17 protein-coding genes and 1 pseudogene are annotated in these 19869 nt (G+C 60.5%); 7 read left to right on the top strand and 11 right to left on the bottom strand.

Annotated features, from left to right (window positions below; translation table 11 throughout):
• Positions 1 to 62: 62 nt before the first annotated feature.
• From hcnC to ACA068_RS13185, 5 genes are all read right to left on the bottom strand, one after another.
• Complete coding sequence (gene hcnC / locus ACA068_RS13205) at positions 63 to 1313, bottom strand: cyanide-forming glycine dehydrogenase subunit HcnC (protein ID WP_497310219.1); 1251 nt, start codon at positions 1311 to 1313, stop codon at positions 63 to 65.
• Entirely contained in the window at positions 1306 to 2715 is a 1410-nt protein-coding gene (gene hcnB, locus ACA068_RS13200; protein WP_497310218.1) for a cyanide-forming glycine dehydrogenase subunit HcnB, read from the bottom strand. The genes hcnC and hcnB overlap by 8 nt, the downstream gene beginning before the upstream one ends.
• Positions 2712 to 3026, bottom strand: a complete 315-nt coding sequence (hcnA, locus tag ACA068_RS13195) for a cyanide-forming glycine dehydrogenase subunit HcnA (protein WP_497310217.1) — start codon at positions 3024 to 3026, stop codon at positions 2712 to 2714. Before hcnA ends, hcnB begins: the two co-directional genes overlap by 4 nt.
• Before the next feature lie 236 nt (positions 3027 to 3262).
• Positions 3263 to 3802 carry a hypothetical protein gene (locus ACA068_RS13190; RefSeq protein WP_497310216.1) on the bottom strand — a complete coding sequence of 180 codons (540 nt, stop codon included), beginning with the start codon at positions 3800 to 3802 and terminating at the stop codon, positions 3263 to 3265.
• Positions 3803 to 4106: 304 nt separating this feature from the next.
• Positions 4107 to 5048, bottom strand: coding sequence for a hypothetical protein (locus tag ACA068_RS13185; RefSeq protein WP_497310215.1), 942 nt, complete (start codon positions 5046 to 5048; stop codon positions 4107 to 4109).
• Between the two features lie 376 nt (positions 5049 to 5424).
• Between ACA068_RS13185 and ACA068_RS13180 the strand changes: the two genes are divergently transcribed.
• Together ACA068_RS13180 and ACA068_RS13175 are read left to right on the top strand one after the other, a co-directional pair.
• Complete coding sequence (locus ACA068_RS13180) at positions 5425 to 6108, top strand: response regulator transcription factor (protein WP_010455216.1); 684 nt, start codon at positions 5425 to 5427, stop codon at positions 6106 to 6108.
• Positions 6086 to 7480 (top strand): sensor histidine kinase, encoded by a 1395-nt coding sequence (locus tag ACA068_RS13175; protein WP_497310214.1) that lies wholly within the window; start codon positions 6086 to 6088, stop codon positions 7478 to 7480. The genes ACA068_RS13180 and ACA068_RS13175 overlap by 23 nt, the downstream gene beginning before the upstream one ends.
• A 179-nt stretch (positions 7481 to 7659) precedes the next feature.
• On the opposite strand, the gene ACA068_RS13170 is transcribed toward ACA068_RS13175, so the two are convergent.
• Genes ACA068_RS13170 through ACA068_RS13160 form a run of 3 tightly spaced genes read right to left on the bottom strand, consistent with a single transcriptional unit; the run spans position 7660 to position 9913 of the window.
• Positions 7660 to 8070 carry an SRPBCC family protein gene (locus tag ACA068_RS13170; protein ID WP_497310213.1) on the bottom strand — a complete coding sequence of 137 codons (411 nt, stop codon included), beginning with the start codon at positions 8068 to 8070 and terminating at the stop codon, positions 7660 to 7662.
• Between the two features lie 26 nt (positions 8071 to 8096).
• Entirely contained in the window at positions 8097 to 8894 is a 798-nt protein-coding gene (locus ACA068_RS13165) for an SDR family NAD(P)-dependent oxidoreductase (protein ID WP_214384449.1), read from the bottom strand.
• An 11-nt stretch (positions 8895 to 8905) separates the two neighbouring features.
• Positions 8906 to 9913, bottom strand: coding sequence for an aldo/keto reductase (locus ACA068_RS13160; protein ID WP_497310212.1), 1008 nt, complete (start codon positions 9911 to 9913; stop codon positions 8906 to 8908).
• 118 nt (positions 9914 to 10031) lie between these two features.
• On the opposite strand from ACA068_RS13160, the gene ACA068_RS13155 reads away from it, so the two are divergent.
• The 3 genes and pseudogenes from ACA068_RS13155 to ACA068_RS13145 all read left to right on the top strand — a co-directional run bounded on the left by ACA068_RS13155 (position 10032) and on the right by ACA068_RS13145 (position 13122).
• Entirely contained in the window at positions 10032 to 10937 is a 906-nt protein-coding gene (locus tag ACA068_RS13155) for a LysR substrate-binding domain-containing protein (protein WP_497310211.1), read from the top strand.
• A gap of 592 nt (positions 10938 to 11529) precedes the next feature.
• Positions 11530 to 11888, top strand: a pseudogene (locus ACA068_RS13150) (DUF6124 family protein).
• Between the two features lie 313 nt (positions 11889 to 12201).
• Positions 12202 to 13122 carry a LysR substrate-binding domain-containing protein gene (locus ACA068_RS13145; protein WP_497310210.1) on the top strand — a complete coding sequence of 307 codons (921 nt, stop codon included), beginning with the start codon at positions 12202 to 12204 and terminating at the stop codon, positions 13120 to 13122.
• Here ACA068_RS13145 and ACA068_RS13140 read toward each other — a convergent pair.
• From ACA068_RS13140 to ACA068_RS13130, 3 genes are all read right to left on the bottom strand, one after another.
• Positions 13043 to 13636: a DinB family protein gene (locus ACA068_RS13140; RefSeq protein ID WP_497310209.1), complete on the bottom strand. Its 594-nt coding sequence runs from the start codon at positions 13634 to 13636 to the stop codon at positions 13043 to 13045. The two genes, ACA068_RS13145 and ACA068_RS13140, sit on opposite strands and share 80 nt — an antisense overlap.
• Positions 13637 to 14032: 396 nt before the next feature.
• Positions 14033 to 14821: an SDR family oxidoreductase gene (locus tag ACA068_RS13135; RefSeq protein WP_497310208.1), complete on the bottom strand. Its 789-nt coding sequence runs from the start codon at positions 14819 to 14821 to the stop codon at positions 14033 to 14035.
• 64 nt (positions 14822 to 14885) lie between these two features.
• Positions 14886 to 15824 (bottom strand): cyclase family protein, encoded by a 939-nt coding sequence (locus ACA068_RS13130; RefSeq protein WP_497310207.1) that lies wholly within the window; start codon positions 15822 to 15824, stop codon positions 14886 to 14888.
• A 702-nt stretch (positions 15825 to 16526) separates the two neighbouring features.
• Between ACA068_RS13130 and ACA068_RS13125 the strand changes: the two genes are divergently transcribed.
• Positions 16527 to 16802, top strand: coding sequence for a hypothetical protein (locus ACA068_RS13125; protein ID WP_497310206.1), 276 nt, complete (start codon positions 16527 to 16529; stop codon positions 16800 to 16802).
• Positions 16803 to 17088: 286 nt separating this feature from the next.
• The gene (gene mgtA, locus ACA068_RS13120) at positions 17089 to 19809 is read left to right on the top strand and encodes a magnesium-translocating P-type ATPase (RefSeq protein WP_497310205.1); all 2721 of its coding nucleotides are present in this window, start codon (positions 17089 to 17091) and stop codon (positions 19807 to 19809) included.
• Positions 19810 to 19869: the final 60 nt, after the last annotated feature.

Here is a 19869-nt window from a genome sequence, read left to right as displayed (position 1 = left end):
CAGGGGGCACCGGACCTGTAGGAGCGAGGCTTGCCCGCGAAGAACGATAACGCGGTCTAATGTCAGGCCAACTTCTTCAGCTCAACGGTCTGCACCTCAAACCGATCCGCCAAAAACGGTGAGATATCCAGCGGCAGCGATTCGTTGTTAACCAGCTTATCCAGCAACACCCCGGTAATCGCCGACGTCAGAATCCCCGTGCGGAAATGCCCACAGGCATTGAGATACCCCTCCACCCCGTTCATCGGACCCAAGATCGGCAACTCATCCGGCGACCCCGGCCGCAGCCCTGCCCAGGTCCGTTTGAGGTTGACGTCCGCCAACTCGGGAATACACCGCACCGCCCCCTGCACCAGCCCGGCAATTTCCGGGTAGGTGGTGGTCACGTCGAAGCCTTTATCCTCCGTGGTGCTTCCAATCAGGATCTCGCCATTGTCCTTCTGCGCCACATAACAATCGCTGGTGGTCAGGCAGCCGTTGAGGATTTTCGGCAGGCGCTCGGTCAGCAGAATCTGCCCCTTCACCGGTTTCACCGGAATCCGGATGCCGGTGGCCTGCTCACTCAAATCCGCCGCCCAGGCGCCCGCTGCGTTAATCAGGGTGTTGCAGTGAAACACCCCGGCCTCGGCCGTTTGCACACCGCTGACCCGGGATCCATGGTGCAAGACCCCAGTGACGTTGGTGTTGAAATACAGGTCCACGCCGTTCTGCCGCGCGCCTTCGGTGTAGGCATCGGCCAGTCGGAACGGACTGACTTGGTGGTCGCAGAGAAATTCCAGCGCCCCGCTCGCCTCATGGCTGACACTCGGCTCGGCCTCGCGCAGCGCCGCCTGATCGAGCCAGCGCACCTGATCGGCCAGGTGCGGAATGCAGGCGACGATGTGCTCGGCGTAGAGGCGGTCCTCTTCGTCATAGATGACGAATTTCAGGCCGGTCTTTTCGAACTTGAAATCCATCCCGTGATGGTCTTTCAACTCCTGGTGCAGCGCCGGGTACATCGCGTTGGACTGCAAGGCAAAATCGAAGAACGACGGCGGCAGGATGTGCGGCGTGTTGGAATCCACCACCACCGCCGAACCCTGGGCTTCGCGCTTGCGGCTGGCCGACATCATGCGAAAGAAAATCACCCCGCAGCCCAGCCCCACTGACTCGCCAATCGCCCATAAGCCGCCGGCTGATGCGCGGGTTGCGTTGCCCGGGCGCTTGCAGTCGATCAAGGCGACCTTGAGGTTTTGGCGCTTGGACAACTGATAGGCGCAGGACGCCCCGATCACACCGCCACCGGCGATGACCACGTCATAAAACTTACTCATGATTGGCGGCCTCCATGCCGACGCAGGTGAATGCAGAAAAGGGAATCGGATCGATCGGGAAGCGCGGCCGCAACCAGCCCACATCCTGGCGGCCAGTGACTTCGCGCAAGCGGTCGGTGCAATAGCCGACGCACATCCGCCCCTGGCAATCGCCCATGCTCACCCGAGTGCGCATTTTCAGGCTGGCCAGGTCTTGCACGCCCTGCTCCAACGCCCGGTCGATGTCGGCGCGGGTCGCGTGTTCGCAACGGCAAATCACCGTGTCGGCGGCTGGCAGCGCGGTTTGCCCGGCGCCGCGCTCGGTGTAGCGATCGACCGCCGCGCGAAAGCGCACGATGGCCTTGAGTTTCGACAAATAACGATTGCGCCGTACCAGGGCCAATTCCGCGTCCAGCACGTCCCGTTGAAGCAGGATCGATGTGGCCGCAATCCGTCCCGCGAGCATCGCCGCTTCGCCACCGCGAATCCCGCCCATGTCACCGGCCAAGTGCACGTGAGGCTCACTGCTTTGCTGCCAGATATTGGCACTGGCCCGCAGGTAACCGTCATCGCTGAAGCCATGGTTCAGGCCCATCTGCTGACTGAGTTGGGTGCGCGGAATGAAACCGTAACCGACCGCCAGGGTTTGCGCAGCAACCTGCTCGGCACGGCTCAGGTCTGGCACCCAGGTGCTGGAGTACGGCGCCACGGTCACACCATTCAGCTCTCCTTCGCCCTGCGCCGCCACCACGCCCCAGCCGTAATGCATCGGTATGCCATGCAGTTTGAGGAACGCAAGCATGCTCAAGCCATCGAGGAACAACTGCGGTTTGTTCAGCAGTGACAGGCTTTCCCGAGCGATCTTGCCGAACGCGCAGGCCTCGTAAACACCGGCGACGGTCACGCCGGACGCGTGCAGCTGACAGGCCACCAACGGCAATAAAGGCCCCGTGCCGGCAATCACCACCGGTCCCTGAGGCTTGACCACCCCGCTCTTGATTTGTAATTGCAGGCCGCCCAGCAGGATCACGCCGGGCAAGGTCCAGCCAGGAAACGGCACGCTGCGTTCATGGCAACCGGCGGCGAGCAGCAATTGCGGATAGTCGACTTCCTGCAGCTGCTCCTCGCTGTCCAGCACCACCAACGCGCGCGTGCCTTCGGCGCCGACCACGCGGTGATTCAGGCGCACATCGATCAGCGATGCGTGCGCCTGAAATTCCCCATGCAAACTGGCCAGTGCTTCCGAGTAGCGCGGCCCCAGATAGTCGAGTTGCACGCCATCGCGCAACGGTCCGCGATAGACCACGCCGCCCAGCCGCGACGCTTCTTCAAGCAACGTGCAACGCACGCCGTGCCGGGCCAGTTCAATGGCCGCCGCCATCCCTGCCGGCCCACCGCCGACGATCACCGGAAGCAGGCTCATACACCCTCCTGCTCAACGAGGCGGTTGACTTGGGTTTCGACCCGCATGCCGTCACGCACCACGGTCTGGCAGGCGCGACGTTTGTGCCGGCCATTGATTTTCACCAGGCAGCATTGGCACACGCCCATGCCGCAATAAGCGCCGCTGATTTGATCGTGATCGTTTCGGGCCACCTGGCGCAGGCCAAGGGATTGAATGACCGTGAGAACGGTTTCACCGAGGGCGGCGCTGACCGGCTGGCCATTGATGTGCACAGTCATATCCGCACGCGACAGCGGCTGGATATCGAAGGTTCTTTCTAAACGTGGCATTGCGATGTTCATCCATGAGAGTTCAGGTGAGGTTCCACAGCTCCTTGCTGCACTACACCTTGCGGGCCAACGGCTAGGCAAAAAGCTCGCTCCGGTACTTCGACAGCGCAACAGGGTGCGCGTCAAAGCAATGTAGTCGAAGCCGCAGAAGGGGCTTGGATCTTTTACGGTAGGAGATATCGCGCAAGGGAATATTGATCCAGGCCAGTGAAAGACGCCGCACCCCAACCTGTCGATCAGTTGGAGAACACGTACTCGCCCTTGACCTTTTTCGAGCCCACGAAGCCCAGGTCCGGGAACAACAGGTTTTTCACCCAGGCGACGAAGATCACCATGCCCAGGGTGATTGCGACGCTGACCACCGTCATCACCGGGTCTTCTTCATAGCCTTTGAACATCCGCGAAATCTGGCTGACGGTCAGAATCGCGTAAATGGTGTACGCCTGTGCCACGTTCTTGTGGAAACCCCAGGCAAACGCCAGCGGCACCAACGCCGCAAACAGGGTAAAGAACACCACGGCACCGGGGCCGATCATCGCGCCCAGGTAAAACCCGGAGACCGCACCCAGCAATGCCTGAATGCAGGTCAGCGCGATCAGAAGGGTGACCTTGCGTGAATGCTTTTCCCGCAGGGCCGGATCCGGCCGGGCACCAATCCAGTAAGCCAGCACCCGATCCTTGACTGCCCCACCTGAGAACGCCTTGAACGTCTCGGTTTTGGAGCGCCCGGCGTCGAGCATCGCCAGCAGTTGCCGTTTGATTTCCTTCTTGTCCAACGTCCTTCTCCCCTTCTTGAATCAATGCAAAATAAATGTGGGAGCGAGCCTGCTCACGAAAGCGGTGCATCAGGCGACATCATCATCGACTGAAAGTCCGCTATCGCGATCAGGCTCGCTCTCACAGTGGTGCATCTTCGCTTTATTGGACGCCAGAAAGCAAAACGCCGCTTCCACCAGAGGCGGAAGCGGCAGAGGCATGAGCCTCAGTCGATCAATGCATGAACAGGGCGATCAGGATGATGATCGGGATGGGCACGCCAAGAAAGAACAGCAGTAATGAGCGCATGGTAATTCTCCTGGGTTAGCGAACAGGGGGCACCGAGGTGGTGGTCACATAAGCGTCAGTTTCCACATACTCCACGGCATCCCGACGACGACCGCCGAAGGTCGCGGCAAGGCTGGCGAAAAACGCGCCGATCAGCAGCGCAATGAACATCCACAACGAAGTCCAGGCAGCGACTTTGGCGGCGGTGTCAGCCGCTTGTTGCGCAGCGAGCTTGGCGTCGGCCACGGCTTTCTGGGTGCGCGCATAGACTTCATCGACACGGCGTTCGGCATCGGCCTGGGTCAGGTTGGTGCGCTGGGCGACCAATTGCGCCAGGTAAGTCCGGTCTTCGGCAGACAGTTGACCGTCGTTGCTCAGGGAGCGGACGAAGATGCGAGTCACGGTGCTACGGGCGGCGTCATCGCTGACGGCAGCCGGACGATCATCGCGAAACAGGCTGTCAACGAAGTAGCCATACTGGTCGCTGTCGGTATTGCCCGCAGCGGTGCCAGCGGCCTGAGTCGCGGCACTCGCCGCGCCACCGACCACACTCGCCCCGGCTTGCACGCCGCCGCTGACAATGCTGCTGACCGAGCCGACGACCAGCGTTGCGGTCACCAGCGTGGCCACGCACCAGGCCAGGAAGCCATGGGCCGTGTCACGGAAATAAACTTCATCGCCGTGCATGTTGGCCCACTTCACCCGCAGTCGACCGGCAATGTAACCACCGAGCCCGGACGCCACGATTTGCGTCACCGCCAGCCACACGATCGTTGAAATGCCCAGGCCCTTGGCACTCACGCCTTCGTTGGCCCACGGAGAAACGGCCGAGAATCCCAGGCCAAATCCCAGCAGCACCAGAATCAGCGACAACGCCGCCGCTGCAGCGGCACCGGCGAAGATCGCGCCCCAGGACACACCCGAGAGCGTGCTTGATTCTTCTGCGGCAGGATAGAAACCATCAGAGGATCTATTCATTGTTGTATCGCTCCAGGCAGGAAAGATGGTGTTACAACTCTTCAAAGAAGGAAGTGCAGTCACCGTGCCAGTCGCGACAATCCAATAAATTGTTTAATTTCAATGCCTTACAAAGTTTGAACTTCCAGTTTTCATGCAAATTGCAAGGAACGGGCAATAGCAGCGGGTTTTCTGCATTGAAGATCAAAAGCTCGCAGCCTCGTTTCACTCGACAGCTGCCACATAGAAATGCGTATCCCTTGTAGCAGCTGTCGAGTGAAACGAGGCTGCGATCTCTTGTCTTTCCTTTACGTGAAGTTTTATTTAGAAAGTCGGCAAGCATTTATGGGCAAAATGCCCCCTCACTCCGCCATGAACTGACTATCAGGCACGCCCTATGACCCGCATCTTGACCATCGAAGACGACGCCGTGACCGCCCGGGAAATCGTCGCCGAACTCAGTAGCCACGGCCTCGACGTCGATTGGGTCAACAACGGACGCGAAGGCCTGGAGCGTGCGGTCAGCGGCAACTATGACCTGATCACCCTCGACCGCATGCTGCCGGAGCTCGATGGCCTGGCGATTGTCACCACCCTGCGGACCATGGGCGTGGCCACGCCGATCCTGATGATCAGCGCCCTCTCCGACGTCGATGAGCGGGTGCGCGGCTTGCGCGCTGGCGGCGATGATTACCTGACCAAGCCGTTCGCCACCGATGAAATGGCCGCCCGGGTCGAAGTGCTGCTACGTCGCCAGAACACCGTGACCGCTCAGGCGACTACGCTGCGAGTCGCCGATCTTGAGTTGAACCTGATCAGCCACGAAGCCAGCCGCGACGATCAGCTGCTGACGCTGTTGCCCACCGAATACAAGCTGCTGGAATTCCTCATGCGCAACACCGGGCAGATTCTGTCGCGGATGATGATTTTCGAAGAGGTCTGGGGGTATCACTTCGACCCCGGCACCAACCTCATCGATGTGCACATCGGCCGGCTGCGCAAGAAGATCGACCCGCCAGGCAAAGTCCCATTGATTCGGACCGTGCGAGGCTCGGGTTATGTCATTGCTGAACCCCTCTAACGGCTGGCGTTCATCCAGCAGCCGCCTGCTCGCGCTCTACAGTTCGCTGTTCGTGATCTGGAGCGGGATTCTGATGGGGGTCATGTACTACGAGGTGTCCGCCTACCTGGACAACCTGGCCAAGCACTCGCTGATGCAGCGTCAGCACCTGTTTTCGCACTTTCAGGGCGAACAATTGGCCGACGCCCTCGCCGTCAGCATGACCTTCGATATTCGCGGTATCGACGCCTATGGCCTGTTCGACGCTCAACACCGCTACCTCAGCGGTGCGCTGCAGCGCATGCCCGAGGGCTTGCCGCTGGATGGCAAGATCCACATGCTCGGCGACTGTGCTGAATCTGACAGCCCGAGCCTGCCCGCCGACAGTTGCGACGCGGTCGCGACCCAGACCAAGGACGGTCGCTGGCTGGTGCTGGTGCGCGACAACGGTTCGCTGTTTGCGGTGACCCGGATCATTCTGCACGCGTTGTTCTGGGGCGTGACGCTGACCATCCTGCCCGGCATCGCCGGTTGGCATTTGCTGCGACGGCGCCCATTGCGGCGGATTCGTGCGATTCAGGCGAGCGCCGAAGCCATCGTCGCGGGTGACCTGACCCGGCGTTTGCCGCTGTCCAACCGCCGCGATGAACTGGACATGCTCGCCGCCATCGTCAACGCCATGCTCGAACGCATTGAACGGTTGATGAACGAGGTCAAGGGCGTGTGCGACAACATCGCCCATGACCTGCGCACACCGCTGACGCGCTTGCGGGCGCAGTTGTACCGGATCCAGCAGCAGGCGGATGACGGCTCGACGCTGGCCGTGCAGCTGGACTCGGTGCTCGGTGAAGCCGATACCTTGATGGCGCGGTTTCGTGGATTGCTGCGGATTTCCGAACTGGAGGATCGCCAGCGGCGTTCGGGTTTTGTGCAGCTGGATCCGGTGCCGTTGTTGCAGGAGCTGCATGACTTTTACCTGCCGCTGGCGGAGGAAGGCGAGCTGGTGTTCAAGCTGCAATTGCCGGCATCGTTACCGATGTTGAACGGCGATCGGGCGCTGTTGTTTGAAGCCGTGGCGAACCTGCTGAGCAACTCGATCAAATTTACCCCGCCCGGTGGCGAGGTGATCTTGCGCGGGGTCAATGACGCTGGGCACTCGCGAATCGAAGTGCTCGACTCAGGACCCGGCATCCCGGAAAGCGAACGTGAAGCGGTGTTCCAGCGTTTTTACCGTGCCGAAGGTGGTAATCAGAAAAGCGGGTTCGGCTTGGGCCTGTCGATCGTCGCGGCGATTGTCAGCATGCACGGGTTTGCGCTGGAAGTGGGCACCAGTGAACTGGGCGGCGCGAAGTTGGTACTCGATTGTGGGGAGAACCTGATTCCACAGACCTGAAGCCCCGCACCATTGCGTAGCAGCTGCCGAGCCTGCGAGGCTGCGTTCGGCGACGCAGTCGTCGTGAAATCAAACCCTGCGGTGTATCAGGAAAACCGCGTTCGCAGGTTTTACGACGACTGCGTCGCCGAACGCAGCCTCGCAGGCTCGGCAGCTGCTACAAAGGTTGCGTTGTACTGCTAGGTTGGGTAGTTCGCCCGCAGGGCCTCGAGCCCGCCCTGATAAATCCCGGCAAACAACGCCTCAACCTCTGCCTCACTGACACCGACGGGCGCAAACCGCCCCGACCACGTCACCCGAGCCCCCTGCCCTTGTGCCTCGACCTTGATCGTCGCCAGGTACTCCGTCGCCGGAAACGGCGCCTGCAAAATCGAGTAGCTGTAAGTCTTTCCGGCGTTATCAAACGTCTCCAACCGCTCAACCACCACCGCCCCGTCGGACGTTTGCAGGCTGCGCACCCGCCCGCCTTCACTCAGTTCGCTTTTCGGGATAAACGGCAGCCAGTCCGGTAGCGTGTCGAAGCCGCCAATCAATTGCCACACCTCATCGGCCGAAGCCGGAATGTCGATAAACGCTGATGCCTTTGCCATGTAACCCTCTCTCTCAATCAATAAATTCAGATAGCCATGCTGTCGACGACGCCGCCGTCGACCCGCAATGCCGCGCCCGTCGTGGCCGAGGACAGCGGTGAGGCGATGTAGGCCACCAGGTTCGCGACTTCCTCGACATTCGCCACACGCTGGATGATCGACGTCGGCCGGGCCTTGCGCACAAACGCATCGGCTTCTTCCCGGACGCTGCGCCCCGATTCGGCGGTGGCGTCCTTGAGCATCTGCTCCAGGCCATCGGTCAGTGTCGGGCCGGGCAGGATCGCGTTGACCGTCACGCCAGTCCCCGCCAGCCGCTTGGCAAGGCCGTGGGACACCGCGAGGTTGGCGCTTTTGGTCACGCCATAATTGAGCATGTCGGCCGGGATTGCGATGCCGGATTCCGAGGACAGGAAAATCACCCGGCCCCAGCCCTGCTTGACCATGTCCGGCACGTAATGCCGGGACAGGCGCACGCCGGAGATCACGTTGACCTCATAGAAACGCGTCCACTCACTGTCTGGCGTGTCGAAAAAATCCACCTCGTTGAAGATCCCGAGGTTGTTCACCAGGATGTCCGCTCGCGGTTCAGCGGCGAACAACTGCTCGGCACCTTCGGCCGTGCCGAGGTCGGCGGTCAGGCCACGCAGTTGCGCGCCCGGCACGCTCTGGCGAATGCTCGCCAGCGCCTGTTCGACCTTGGCCGTCTCGCGGCCGATCACCACCACCGTGGCGCCGGATTCGGCCAGCGCCTTGCTGATGCCCAAGCCAATGCCGGCGGTGCTGCCGCTGACAATGGCGAGTTTTCCAGTCAGATCGATCTTCATGCTCAAACTCCTCAGATTGGCAATGGAGCGCGTTCGCTCACCAATTTCGCATCGCGCATCGCCTGCCAGAACGCAGTGGGAATCACCGCCGTCAGAGCGGCAACGTCTTCAGCAATCCGGTCCGGACGGCTGGAGCCCGGAATCACTGCCGCCACGGCCGGGTTGGCCAACGAGAATTGCAAAGCGGCGGCCTTGATGTCGACACCGTGGGCAGCCGCAATGCGTTTGATCTGCTCGACTTTGTTGACGATTGCCGGGCTGGCTTTCTGGTACTCGAAATGGGTGCCACCGGCCAGAATGCCCGAGCTGTAAGGACCGCCAACCACGATTTCGACATTCTGCGCCAGGGCCGCGTCCATCAGACGTTGCAAGGCCCGGTCGTGGTCGAGAAGAGTGTAGCGACCCGCGAGCAGAAAACCGTCCGGCTGCGCTTCGGTCAGATCAAGAGTCAGTTCGCAAGGTTCGACCTTGTTCACGCCCAGCCCCCAGCCCTTGATCACGCCTTCTTCGCGCAAACGGGTCAGCACTTTGAAGGCGCCAGTGCGGGCCTGGTTGAAGTATTCAAGCCACTGGTCGCCGTAGAAATCCTGGGCGATGTCGTGCACCCAGACGATGTCCAGGCGATCGGTCTGAAGGCGCTTGAGGCTGTCTTCGATGGAGCGCATCGTCGCGTCGGCGCTGTAGTCGTTGACGATCTTGTTCGGGCGGCCGTGTTCGAACACCCCACTCTTCTCGCCCAGGTCACGGGCCGAGGCGTCTTCTATTTCGTCCAGGATGACGCGGCCGACTTTGCTGCTCAGCACGTAGTCGTCGCGGTTGTAGCGGGCCAGCGCGGCGCCCAGGCGAATCTCCGACAGGCCCGAACCGTAAAACGGCGCGGTGTCGAAGTAACGCACGCCAGCCTCCCAGGCCGCGTGCACGGTGGCCTGAGCCTCATCTTCAGGAATGGCGCGAAACATGTTGCCCAACGGGGCGGTACCGAAACCCAGCGCGCCGGGCAGTTTGTCTTTCAAGCTCATGGTTCAAATCCTCGTCAGTTTCAGAGGTCAGTTGAGTGACCGTTGGGCAGATCCTAGATTGCGATGATCGGACCGTCCAAGACATAATGTGCAGTACTTAAGTCCTGACAGGTCTGACATGATCGACATCCGCCAATTGCGCTACTTCGTCGCCGTCGCCGAAGAAGAACACGTCGGTCGCGCCGCCGAACGTTTGCACATCTCCCAATCGCCCCTGAGCCGGCAGATCGCCCAGCTCGAAGAACGCCTGGGCCTGACCCTGTTCGAACGCAGCCAGCAGCGCATCCGCCTGACCTGCGACGGCCAGACCTTCCTCGCCGAAACCCGCGCCCTGCTGACCCATGCCAGCCGCCTCGAATCCCTGGGCAAACGCCTCGGTCGCGGCGAAGAAGGCGGCCTGTGCATCGGCTACATCGAAAACGCCATGCACGCCGGCGTCTTGCCCAATGCCCTGCGGGTGCTGCGCGTCGACCGGCCGAACGTGCACGTTGCGTTGTACAACCTGCGCTCCGCCGAACAGCTCGAAGGCTTGCGCCAGCGTAGTCTGGATATCGCTCTGGTCAGTGAGCCGCCTGTCGCCGACGATCCGGATTTGTTGGGTTTCCAGGTACTGGATGACCCGATGTTGCTGGCATTGCCTGAGCATCATCCACTGGCTAACCAGACAATATTGACCCCGGCCGACCTCGCCAATCAGGAGTGGATCGGTGTGCAGCACCACCAGAATGTCACCAACCGCCAAGACTTCGTCAGCGCCTGCATCCGCGCCGGATTCACCCCGGATATCCGCATGGAAGCCACCGGCCCCTTCACTGCATTGGCTCTGGTCGCCTCGGGACTGGGCATCGCCATGATTCAGAAAGGCTTGAGCCGCAATGCACCGCCGGGCGTGGTCCTGCGGGAAGTGCCGTGGATTTGCTTCACAAGACCGCTGTGGGCGGCGTGGCACCGGATCAATTTGCGGCCGCTGGTGGAGACGTTCAGGAAGGTGCTGACGGAATCGGAGCCGGTTCACAGCAGCTAAATTTGCGCTGGGTCGACGGGCCTCTTCGCGAGCAAGCCCGCTCCCACATTTGGAATGCGTCCCCCTGTGGGAGCGGGCTTGCTCGCGAAGGGTCCGGCCCGAACAGCGCAAATCCCACGCATGAGATTTGTTCATCGCGGTTTTGTGCTTTGACCCACAGATGAAGTGGTGGTGACCTCTCAATCTGTGCAACCCACAAAGCTGGGTGGATGAATAGATGCTGTCGCGTTCGTCTGTTTAAGCCAGAAACGGTGCTTGTTTAAACACCCTCAAAGATACTTCCTGAAAGCTACAAATCCTTGCGCCGTTGCCTACGGCTACGCCAGAATCCGCCGGCTTGTGCGCCTAGGGGCCGCTTGGTAACTTGATTCCCGTCACTGCTCATCAGTGATCGGGTTTAGTCGCCCGCGTTAACTCAGTTGTGCATGCATCTGTCATGCAGGTCTTCGTTCCTGCACTTGATGGTGGCTGTACGCAGGGCGCCCTCGGGCGCGCCGGATTGCTGAGTTTCCCGGTCGACTAACCTGCGTGCAGCTGCCTCCCCTTACGTTTAGTCGCAAGAGGGGTGGCACCCAACCTGGAAACTCAGCATATGTTCAAAGTAACGCCCAACCCACCTGAAACCGACCCGGTCTCCCCCTACGAACCCGATTCAAAAAACTCAACGAGGCCGCCGAGCGCGCGCTCGACTTCCATTTCCCATCAAACGCCGACATCAAAGCCACCCCGCGAACCCGCAGCACTTTGTTCTCCGTAGACCCCGAGGCCACGGCCGAAACCCTGGCGGTTTATCTGGTCGAAATACTCGCCTCGGTCGACGTGATGGTCCACCAGTTGGTGGATCACTTGGAGGGAGAGTCGCGCTACGCCCTGCTGGGTATTTCCAACAGCATCATGATGGCCGAGATCACGGCGAATCGGGTGTTGGATACGATTGATCTGCCCAAATAAGTGCCGCTTGCTGTGGTGAGTGAATAACTGACGTTGAATTGTGCAGCGGTCCCTTTTTTTGGGACCGCTTCGCGGCCCAGCGGACAGATAAATAGATGCGTCCCCTTTTCTCGTGGAACTCACAAAACCCTGTGGCGAGGGAGCTTGCTCCCGCTGGGTCGCGAAGCGGCCCCAAAACCTGTAACCGCGATCAATCAGGTACACAGCATGCACAGGATTTGCGACTGCTGCGCATTCGAGCGGGAGCAAGCTCCCTCGCCCCAGGCTTTGGTGCTTTACTGAAAAGACCCCAAAACCCTGCGAGTAACCCCACATGAACCGCAACGACCTGCGCCGCGTGGACATGAACCTGCTGGTGATTTTCGAAACGTTGATGTTCGAGAAGAACCTGACCCGGGCCGGGGAGAAACTGTTCCTCGGTCAGCCTGCGGTCAGTGCTTCGCTGGCCAAGTTGCGCGATCTGTTCGACGACCCGTTGCTGGTGCGCAATGGCCGGGTGTTGGAGCCGACGCAGCGCGCCCTGGTGATTCTCAAGGAATTGCAGCCGGCGATGGACACCATCTCCGGCGCGGTCAGCCGGGCCAAGGATTTCGATCCATCCACCAGCCGCGATGTGTTTCGTATCGGCTTGTCCGACGACGCCGAATTCGGCCTGTTTCCGCCGCTGCTCAAGCAAATCCGCGAAGAGGCGCAGAACGTCGTGGTGGTGGTGCGACGGGTGAATTACCTGCTGATGTCGCCGATGCTCGCCTCCGGGGAAATTTCCGTCGGGATCAGCTACACGACGGAACTGCCGGCCAATGCCAAGCGCAAGAAACTGCGGGATCTGAGCGTGAAGATTCTGCGTGGCGATAACCGTCCCGGTCCCCTGACCCTGGATGCGTATTGCGAACGCCCTCACGCGCTGGTGTCGTTTTCCGGGGATTTGACCGGTGCCATCGACAACGATCTTGCGCGCATCGGCCGTTCGCGGCGCGTGGTGCTGGCGGTGCCGCAGTTCGCCGGACTGCGCGCCTTGCTGGCCGGCACCGATATGCTGGCCACGGTGCCAGATTACGCGGCGTGTGCGCTGATCGAAGGCAGCAACCAGTTGCGGGCCGATGACCCGCCGTTTGACATCGTGCTGTCCGAACTGTCCATGGTCTGGAACGGGGTCAACGATAACGATCCGGCAGAACGTTGGTTGCGCTCGCGAATTGCGCAACACATGTCGGCTGAACTGCCGGTGCTCTGAGCGCGTTGAAATCCGGGTCGGTCTCGCGCAGGAAGATCGGCATGTCGGTCATCGGTGGCATCGCCGGGATGTCGAAATACATCTGGATCACCCAGCCACGGTGGTAACTGGCGTGATTGACCACGTGCAGCAGCATCGCGCCGGCGCTCATGGTGCCGCTCTCGCCCGAGACAAACGTGAACTCGACGGGCTTATCCAGCGACCTCTCGGTCTGTCGGGCACTCCAGTTGCAATACCAGTGATCGATCTCCTTTTGCGCCATGCGCAAACCAGCCAGGTCGGGATGCAGCAGATCGTGTGAGGTTTTGAAGCCGTGCCCTCGGCCTTCGAGGTGAGCCTGCCAGATGCAGTCCACGACGTAGATGTGGTTCAGGGTGCCGATCATGTTTTTGAACACCGACACCCGCTCTTTGTTGACCTCCCCCGGCGGCAGCGCGGCCAGGCTGTCAAAGAGGCGCTGATCGGCCCATTGCTGGTAATCGGCAAGCATGCGGGCAGTGCGTATGTTGATCATCAGAGTTCTCCCATTACGATGGGCGCACTGGCAAGCATAGACCGCTCGGCGGGTGGCAGCGTGAACGCTGATAACCGGCACTTCACCGCAACGCGGCGGGTGTAGCAGTTGCTGCGTTCGACTTGTAGCAGCTGTCGAGCCCCGGCGAGGCTGCGTTCGGCAGCGCAGCTGTCGTGAAATCAGGCGACGCGGTTTTTCAGGAAGTCCCCATTCGCAGGTTTTACGACGACTTCGTCGCCGAACGCAGCCTCGCCGGGGCTCGACAGCTGCTACAAGGATTGCGGTGTCAGGCGTTGCACCAGCCGATCAGCCAGCGCCAGGCCGACCACTCCGGTGCCGACCACCACGCATTCGATATCGACGCTCACCTGCTTGCGCTCCTTTCAAGCCAAACAATCAGAACGTTCCCGGGTAACTGCCGCCGTCCAGCAACAGGTTTTGCCCGGTGAGGAAACCGGCCTGGGCGCTGCAAATGAACGCGCAATACGCACCGAACTCATCAGGCTGGCCGAAGCGCTGGGCTGGTACGTTTTTGCGCCGCTGTTCGCTAACGCTCTCGACGCTGGCGCCATTGGCCTCGGCGGCCGCGCTCAAGGTCTTGTGCAAACGCTCGGTCTCGAACGGTCCGGGTAGCAGGTTGTTGAGGGTCACGTTGTGCCCGGCCAGCCGCGACTGCCGTGCGAGCCCGGCGATGAATCCGGTCAATCCGCTACGGGCGCCATTGGACAGCCCCAGCACATCAATCGGCGCTTTGACGGCGCCCGAGGTGATGTTGACGATGCGTCCGAACCCGCGCTCGGCCATGCCGTCGACGCACGCTTTGATCAGCTCAATGGGCGTGAGCATGTTGGCATCCAGCGCCTTCAGCCAGTCTTCGCGCTGCCAGTCGCGGAAGTCCCCCGGCGGCGGGCCACCGGCGTTGTTGATCAGGATGTCGACCTGCGGGCACGCCGCCAGCACCTGTTTTCGCACCTGCGGATCACTGATGTCGCCGGTCACCGTGCGCACGTCAATGGACGGCGCCAGGCTGCGCAATTGTTCGGCGGCGACCTGCAAGGCTTCGCTGCCGCGCGCGTTAATCACCAGGTTGACGCCCTCCTTCGCCAAGGCGCGCGCGCAAGCCAGACCCAGCCCTTTGCTGGAAGCGCAGACAATCGCCCAGCGCCCCGATATAGCCAAATCCATGAGGGTGCTCCTGTGGTGTTGAGTGAATAAGTTGGTGGACGTTTCTACGTTACCACTGCTGATGTCAGTGAATTGCGACCGGGTTGATGTTGACCTGGGTCGAGCCTTTGTACAGTGGCTGTCCGAGGACGAACATGAATTCCCAGGCCTTGTCCTTCACTAGCGCGCGGCTGTCGATCAGCTCAAGGTTGTAGATGCCGTTCTTGGCCAGCATGAACTGGTTGACCGGGAATTCCTGGCCGTCTTTCGCCGGATAGATTTCCGAAGCCCAGGTGTCGCCGCCGAACGCAACGATCTGTTTGTCCGCCAGCCATTTTGCCGCCGCCATGCCGATGCCCGGCTCCACGGCGAGGAATTTCTCGTTGTCCTTGCCCAGCAGTTCAAGCCAACCGGTGTTGAACAGCACCACGTCGCCTTTCTGGATGCTGATGCCTTGCAGGTCCAGTGCCTTCTGAATGTCGGCCACGCTGAACTCGGTTTTCTCCGGCACGATGGCGCTGCCGTATACGGCGGTCATGTCCAGCACCACGCCACGGGTGACGATGGGCGGGACTTTTTCGATGCCGAGTTTTTTCACGCCTTCAACGGTGACGAAGTCCGCAGCACGGTTGCCGTTGTAGTAGACGTTGTCGATGCCGATGTGGCCGATACCGTTGAGTTGGGTACCGACACCGGTCCAGCCGACCACCAGTTCATCGTTGAAGGTGAATTTGTTCGGCCCCATCGTGGTGCCGCCCGCTTCGCCCGGCTGGATGTTGGTCAGGTGGAAGCTGCGATGACGGAAGGCTGGCAGGGTTTTGTCGATGGGCACGGCCAGCGGATAGGTTTTGCCGGTCTTGATCAGTTTGGAGGCGTTGATCACCGACTCGGCGTTCAGCAGGTTCAGCGCGCCGATTTCGTCGTTGGCGCCGTATTTCGAGGGATACCATTTTTCGCTATCCGCCGCGTGGGCGGCATGGAGGGTGAACAACAGGGCAAACGGCAGTACCAATCGGGTGAGCATGAGCGGGTCCTTGTGAGGTTGCAGTGGACCCAAGGTACGCAGCCCGTCTGCGCCGAAACAGACAGCTATCGACAATACAATTGTTCTGGATAGTCACGAGTGACACCTGTGGGAGTGAGCCTGCTCGCGATAGCGGTGGGTCATTCAGCATCGACGTTGGCTGACCGATCGCTATCGCGAGCAGGCTCACTCCTACAGGGAATGTTGTAAGCAGGAGGGCATTTAGGGGGTTGGTGGCCATTTCGTCGTTTGAAGGTTGAACTCAGTGCGGATTTGGCGATGAAGAACGCATGCGTTTTACCTTTCAGCGCAATCTCGGAATTTCGCCGAGGGATTATCGCAAACGTTTCTCTCGTTAATCACAGGTTGCAACTAACTGTCATTTAGCTGAACCGCTTTCAACTTCAATATAAAGATTCGACGTTTTTCCATTCAACTCGGCATTTAGCGGGCATTGAAGGTTGACTTCACCGACCTCCCTGAGTAAATTGCCCGGGCCTTCGACGAAGGCCTTTTTTCAACTCACAAAAGAATCCAATGGACACAGTATCTAGTCGCTGTCGGGTCACTGCGAATTCGCGGAACCTGGCACATAATCCGGTCAATGACGGGACTCGACTTATCGGTCGGGTGAGCTGCGCCAGAGCTTGATGCTCCTCCGTAACTTGCCTCACCGGCGTCCGTCCGGTCCAGAGGCATGTTATGAACTTCAAAACCACCGTAATGCCGGGCGTGCGCGCCTTTGCATCGACCATGCGGGTCAAGCTGTGCCGTGAGCGTCTGTTGACGACACGGGTCAATGCCCCGTTTTCCACCCCTTCTGCCCCTGCCAAGGCACACCCTCGTGCCAACTGGCGCGTCTGCCCGATGACGGGCCGGCTTCAGCAACGCTGGAACTTCGACGACAGCCAGGAACCACCGAGTCGGCGCATTGCGCGAATGCTCGGCCTGACCCGCGGAGCCCGCACATTCAGTTGACCTGAAGGCACTTCAAAGTCCTTCCAACAACGTTTTCCTTAATAGGGAATTCGGCAACTTCTTATTGCCTGTTAAAACACTAAGTTATCGGAGTTAGTTATGGATGAAGCCAGTAGACGGTTCGCTGCGTATCAACTTTCCATTGATACGCAGCGAACGTTAAAACACAAGAAAACAACACTTTCGAAATTGATCGCCTGTTTGCGACTCGACATACATTCGCTCGCCTATGAATAGATGAGCGGCCCGTGTGTCGTGCCGCAAGACGGCGGCAGGAGCACACACAATGACGACTGTAAAAACGCCGGATACTCGCGCCAAAGGCGCCAGCAGCGACAACGCCAAACTGTCGATGCGCGCCGCTCGGGAAGCGCAAAACGGCCTGGCCGTGACCCTCTCCAATCTCAACGCCACCCCTGACGGTTTGACTGAACTCGAGGCCGAAGGCCGGCTGGCCCGCGCAGGCTTCAACGAAGTCGCCCACGACAAGCCGCCTCACGCCCTCGCCCAACTGCTCAAAGCCCTGAACAATCCCTTCATCTATGTCCTGCTGACCCTGGCCGGCATCAGTTTCTTCACCGATTACTGGCTGCCGATCAGCCAGGGCGAAGGTGACGAGGCGGACCTGACCAAGGTCATCATTATCATGACCATGGTCACCCTGAGCAGCCTGCTGCGGTTCTGGCAGGAATACCGCTCGGCCAAATCCGCCGAAGCCCTCAAAGCCATGGTCCGCACCACCGCGACCGTGCTGCGGCGCGGACAAAAAGGCAACGGCCCGGTGCTGCGCGAAGTGCCGATGCGCGAACTGGTGGCCGGCGACATCGTCCAGCTCAGCGCCGGCGACATGATCCCGGCGGACATCCGCCTGATCGAATCCCGCGACCTGTTCATCAGTCAGGCGGTGCTGACCGGCGAAGCCTTGCCCGTCGAGAAGTACGACACCCTGGGCGACGTCGCACAGAAGTCGGCGACCCGCAGCGCCGCCGATCAATCCAACCTGCTGGACCTGCCGAACATCTGCTTCATGGGCACCAACGTGGTCAGCGGCACCGCCAAAGCGGTGGTGGTCGCGACCGGGCCACGCACCTACTTTGGCTCGCTGGCCAAAGCGATTGTCGGGTCGCGGGTGCAAACGGCCTTCGACCGCGGGGTGAACAGCGTCAGCTGGTTGTTGATCCGCTTCATGCTGGTCATGGTGCCGATCGTGTTCCTGCTCAACGGCTTTTCCAAGGGCGACTGGAGTGACGCGTTCCTGTTTGCGCTGGCAGTCGCGGTCGGCCTGACCCCGGAAATGCTGCCGATGATTGTCAGCGCTAACCTGGCCAAAGGCGCGATGGCCATGGCCAAGCGCAAAGTGGTGGTCAAGCGCCTCAATGCGATCCAGAACTTCGGTTCGATGGATGTGCTGTGCACCGACAAGACCGGCACCCTGACTCAGGACAAGATCATTCTTGAGCACCACGTCGACAGCAACGGCCGGCGCGACGACACGATCCTCGAACTGGCGTGGCTCAACAGCCATCACCAGAGCGGTCTGAAAAACCTGATGGACCAGGCCGTGGTGCAGTTCGCCAACGCCAATCCAAAATTCAGAGTGCCGTTCGCCTACAGCAAGGTCGATGAGTTGCCGTTCGACTTCGTCCGTCGGCGCCTGTCGATCATCGTCAAGGACAGCCGCGACGATCACCTGATGGTGTGCAAAGGCGCGGTCGAGGAAATGCTCAGCATCGCCAGCCACATTCACGAAAACGGCACGGTCGTGGCACTCGATGCACAGCGCCGCAAAGACCTGCTGGCCCTGGCCAACGAGTACAACGAGGACGGTTTCCGGGTGCTGCTGGTCGCCACCCGCGAGATCCCGAAAGCACAGAGCAAAAACCAGTACAACACCGCGGATGAGCGCGAGCTGGTGATTCGTGGCTTCCTGACCTTTCTCGATCCACCGAAGGAAACCGCGGGCCCGGCGATTGCCGCGCTGCGCGACATGGGCGTGACCGTCAAGGTGCTGACCGGCGACAACGCCGTGGTGACTTGCAAGATCTGCCGCGAAGTCGGGCTGGAACCCGGCACGCCGCTGCTCGGGCCAGACATCGAGAACATGGACGACACCACCCTCAAGCTGCGGGTCGAGGAGCGCACGGTGTTCGCCAAGCTGACGCCGCTGCAAAAGTCCCGGGTGCTCAAGGCGTTGCAGGCCAACGGTCACACCGTGGGTTTCCTCGGTGACGGCATCAATGACGCCCCTGCCCTGCGCGATGCCGATGTCGGCATTTCGGTGGACAGCGGCACCGACATCGCCAAGGAATCGGCCGACATCATTCTGCTGGAGAAGAGCCTGATGGTGCTGGAGGAAGGCGTGCTCAAAGGCCGCGAGACCTTCGGCAATATCATGAAGTACCTGAACATGACCGCCAGCTCGAACTTCGGCAACGTGTTCTCGGTGCTGGTGGCCAGTGCGTTCATTCCGTTCCTGCCGATGCTGTCGATCCACTTGCTGCTGCAAAACCTCATGTACGACATCTCTCAGCTGTCGTTGCCGTGGGACAAGATGGACAAGGAATTCCTGCGCAAACCGCGTAAGTGGGACGCGAAAAACATTGGCCGTTTCATGCTGTGGATCGGGCCGACCTCGTCGGTGTTCGACATCACCACCTTCGCCCTGATGTGGTACGTGTTCGCCGCCAACAGCGTAGAAATGCAGAGCCTGTTCCAGTCCGGTTGGTTCATCGAAGGGCTGCTGTCGCAGACATTGGTGGTGCACATGTTGCGCACCCAGAAGATTCCGTTCTTCCAGAGCACGGCGGCGTTGCCGGTGATCCTGATGACTGGATTGGTGATGGCGCTGGGTATCTACATTCCGTTCTCGCCACTGGGCACCCTGGTCGGCCTGCAACCGTTGCCGTGGGCGTACTTCCCTTGGCTGGTGGGCACCCTGCTCAGCTACTGCGTGTTCGCGCAGATCATGAAGACGATCTACATCCGCCGCTTCAAGCAGTGGTTCTGATGGCCTGAGCCCCCGAAGTGCGGGGGCAAACCCAAATCACCTGAACACCACAATCCCATT

This window comes from Pseudomonas sp. LBUM1660 (genome assembly GCF_059695935.1).
Note: the sequence above shows the minus strand (reverse complement) of the source record. Positions and strands in the feature narration are given on the sequence as shown.